The organism is Legionella sp. (assembly GCF_965140895.1).
GTDB lineage: Bacteria > Pseudomonadota > Gammaproteobacteria > Legionellales > Legionellaceae > Legionella.
In genome coordinates, this window is record NZ_CBCSKT010000068.1 from 1 (window position 1) to 3,223 (window position 3,223).

Sequence of the window (3,223 nt, forward strand, 5' to 3'; positions counted from 1 at the left end):
AAACTGATTTCATTACTTTTCAATAGATTAAACTAAAAATTACTAATTCTTGTACACCTTAAGGCAGCGCCATTAGGACCATGGCCCAACACTAAGTTCGACTGTGGCTCAATGCCTCATTAAGCCACAGACTCCCCTCCCCTTCAATTATTATTAGGCCGCCTCTTGAAGCCCAAAAACCGCCCCAAAGCGTTGTGATGCTGAAATAAAGCTACAAAAAGCAATCAACTCAATAAGTTCCGCTTCAGAAAAATAATCCTTTAAATAACTCACTTCCTGCTCACTAACCGCACTATGATCAATAGCAAATTTATTAGCAAACCGCAAAGCCAGCAGTAACCGAGTTTCTTCCACATTTTTATCAGGGACCTGCCTTAGCCATACAATACTGACACTGATTCGTAAAGGCCAACGCTCGCCGAACCTGCTCTAAAAAATTATCATCAAATGTAATGCTTTTAAAAAAAGCCTCTTCCAAATCGTTCCACTGCTCCAAAATATGTGATGCATGCCCTAACAAACGCTCAAAAGGCGTCGAGCCGTTATTAGAAAGACGAACATACGACATAGATATTTACCCCAAACAAATTAATAGTTCAAAGTAACATACAGCCCCACAAAATACATGCAAAAACACATTTAAACCACATAAAACCAATTGCTTATAAAAACTTACTAAAAAAACTGGCACAATACTGAATTTAAGTTTAAAATAAACTCCTCTTCCGGGCCCATAGCTCAGTTGGTTAGAGCAGCGGACTCATAATCCGTTGGTCCTAGGTTCAAGTCCTAGTGGGCCCACCAATATAATCAAGTAGTTACGTGTAGTTTTCAGGAAATACAAAAAAGTCGTGTAGACGCAATGTAGACAAGATTAGGTATATCGGACAAGGAATTTAGTTTGAATTGGCTAACTCATCTCAACAATCTAATAAACCATTTAATTAACTTAATAAGCCCAACTTGGCCACAAGCAGCTATTATTTTATTTCTTATCTTTATTTTTAAGTTTAAAAATAATATTGCTCGACTTTTAGATCGAATCAATAAAGTCAGTAAGGAGGGAATTAGTTTTGATCCCTCGGAAAAGCAAGTTGTTCCCCCATCTACAGTTGATGAGATAAAAAATAAAACCGAACAAATTTCACAGAACCATAGTTTTACTACTGTTGCTCAATCTATTCCAGGGATAACTGAGTATATAAATAAATTGACATCAGATGATAATAAAAAAATTGAGATGCTAACAAAAGAGTACGCTGAGACATTTTTTTTCTTAAGATGCCAAGCCGTTTATAATTCCATATTTGGAAGCCAGATTAATTTGTTAAAAATCCTTAACTCTCACAAACCCTATGGTTTAAATGAAAATTATATAAAAGACTATTTCAATGATGTCACTCAAAAATACTCCGACTTTTTTGCAACATGGACTTATGAAATGTATGTGAATTTTCTTAAGCAATCTATTTTAATTACTACCAATGAAACTAATTTTTGTATTACAGAATTTGGAGTCGATTTTTTAGTATGGCTACAACGAACTGGCTTCACGGAAAATAAATATTTATAACTAACCTTTTACACCAATGTAAATATAACTCTGAAAGCATTTTATAAAGCTATTCTCCAATGGATTCGCCTTGCCATTATATAAAAAAGCTACTGGATTCATTAAACTCACTCATCCGATTTCCGGAGGCACCAAGCAAACATAGCATAATCAAGCTTTATTTATATCGAAGCTTCAATTAATATTCTTTCAGCCAACCATTAACCGAATATACAATTGGTGAATTATCGAAGAAATTTTGTTGCAGAGGGACTTTTCTCTTTACTGTGATGTTGATAGTTAATTTGGAGAATGAAAACCTTGATTCGCTGCGCCCCATCAAGGCTACGCTTACTATTTAAGTTCCTAGAAACAAAATGAGCCCTTTTTGATTTGCCATTCTCTTCCTTGCTGGTCGTAGCCTGTTTGTTCCATAAAGGTAACAAAGGGTGATCCATTTGTATCACGCTGGCCTCATCTCTATCCCAAAAAATTACGACTTATGTTTCGAAGCTTGGGTATTTAAAGCTTGAGGTGGCTTGATTAAGTTCACTCCCCTTGATAATCGTTGCTTCCACTTTATAAATATCAAACCATCCACTTGAGGTTCGATACTTCGCGCAAACTTGAACTCTTTCCGCTGCTAATAGTACTGAGGCAGGAATAAATGTCATTATTACTACTATGACAATGAGCATTGTTTACTTGATTCATTCCATGTGTATCCTTAACTTAAGGTACCTGAATAATAAGCGTGTCCTTACATCTACATTATGTGATTTATTTGCAGCATCTAATCAATCTTTCCAATAGAATTATAGCTTAATTGCGAGCGTAGCCTTGATAGATTTAATTAGTGAGGCCGCGAGGATTTGAACCTGAGAGCAACGGATTAAAAGCAACGTTCACTAGGAAAATTAAAATATTTTTGAACTAATTTCAATAATCTATAATTATGAATAGGATTATTTTATTTATGGAGACTCCATGACCTCATATGAAATTGTTTGTATACAAAAATCTAGTGGCCTATTATCACAAAATCAAAAAATTACACATATCGGCTATAATAACGGACAGTCAATTCAAAAAATTCCTATTCAACAGGCCATTCAAATGATTCAAAATAGACTTTGTACTTTCTTTGTTAAAGATAAACGAACTCAAAAATCTGTTAATGTAATCGTGGTAAATCAAAGTAGCGGGCTCTTATACAACAATGAATATCTCCGGACTATTGCTAATGGAATCGAAACTGACAACCTAGAGCAATTACCAGAATGCTAATCTGTGTATACATTAATAAAGAGATCAGATCTTGCCCTTTGCCATCTAAAATCTTAAAAAAGCAAAGGTAAGATCTAACCTTATCGGTGTAATTGAAGTAAGCGTAAGCTGGACTAAACGAAGGGCAACCTAACAACTGAATGATCGTTAGGCTGCGCCATGTATAACCCAACTTACGCTTGCTTTTTAGGATGGTTGTACGTAGTTGGTTTCCTCCAAATATATCATTATGAAATAAAGCCCTATAAAGTCCTGAAAAATTGAGTATACTAAAAATTATCGATTAGTATGGAGACAGAGTGTAGACCTCAAAGATCCCCCCATATTTTTACTAAATTGTCGTCATAAAGTCTTGATATAATATAGAAAAGGATCATTATTCTT

General features: G+C 34.8%; 4 protein-coding genes and 1 tRNA gene. 3 read left to right on the forward strand and 2 right to left on the reverse strand.

All coding sequences use genetic code 11. The features are described from left to right. Positions 1 to 153: 153 nt before the first annotated feature. Both ACQY7T_RS08730 and ACQY7T_RS08735 read right to left on the reverse strand, forming a co-directional pair. Entirely contained in the window at positions 154 to 354 is a 201-nt protein-coding gene (locus ACQY7T_RS08730) for a hypothetical protein (RefSeq protein ID WP_428412722.1), read from the reverse strand. Positions 355 to 361: 7 nt separating this feature from the next. After that, positions 362 to 568, reverse strand: a complete 207-nt coding sequence (locus ACQY7T_RS08735) for a hypothetical protein (protein ID WP_428412724.1) — start codon at positions 566 to 568, stop codon at positions 362 to 364. Between the two features lie 159 nt (positions 569 to 727). Between ACQY7T_RS08735 and ACQY7T_RS08740 the strand changes: the two genes are divergently transcribed. The 3 genes from ACQY7T_RS08740 to ACQY7T_RS08750 all read left to right on the forward strand — a co-directional run bounded on the left by ACQY7T_RS08740 (position 728) and on the right by ACQY7T_RS08750 (position 2,839). Then, positions 728 to 804, forward strand: a tRNA-Ile gene (locus ACQY7T_RS08740). 97 nt (positions 805 to 901) lie between these two features. Beyond that, positions 902 to 1,573: a hypothetical protein gene (locus tag ACQY7T_RS08745; RefSeq protein WP_428412726.1), complete on the forward strand. Its 672-nt coding sequence runs from the start codon at positions 902 to 904 to the stop codon at positions 1,571 to 1,573. Between the two features lie 966 nt (positions 1,574 to 2,539). Beyond that, positions 2,540 to 2,839 carry a DUF3892 domain-containing protein gene (locus ACQY7T_RS08750; RefSeq protein ID WP_428412728.1) on the forward strand — a complete coding sequence of 100 codons (300 nt, stop codon included), beginning with the start codon at positions 2,540 to 2,542 and terminating at the stop codon, positions 2,837 to 2,839. Positions 2,840 to 3,223: the final 384 nt, after the last annotated feature.

Excerpts from the sequence above, each read along its gene's own strand:
- ACQY7T_RS08735 (WP_428412724.1), bottom strand. The coding sequence starts at position 568 with ATGTCGTATGTTCGTCTTTCTAATAACGGCTCGACGCCTTTTGAGCGT.
- ACQY7T_RS08750 (WP_428412728.1), top strand. The coding sequence starts at position 2,540 with ATGACCTCATATGAAATTGTTTGTATACAAAAATCTAGTGGCCTATTA.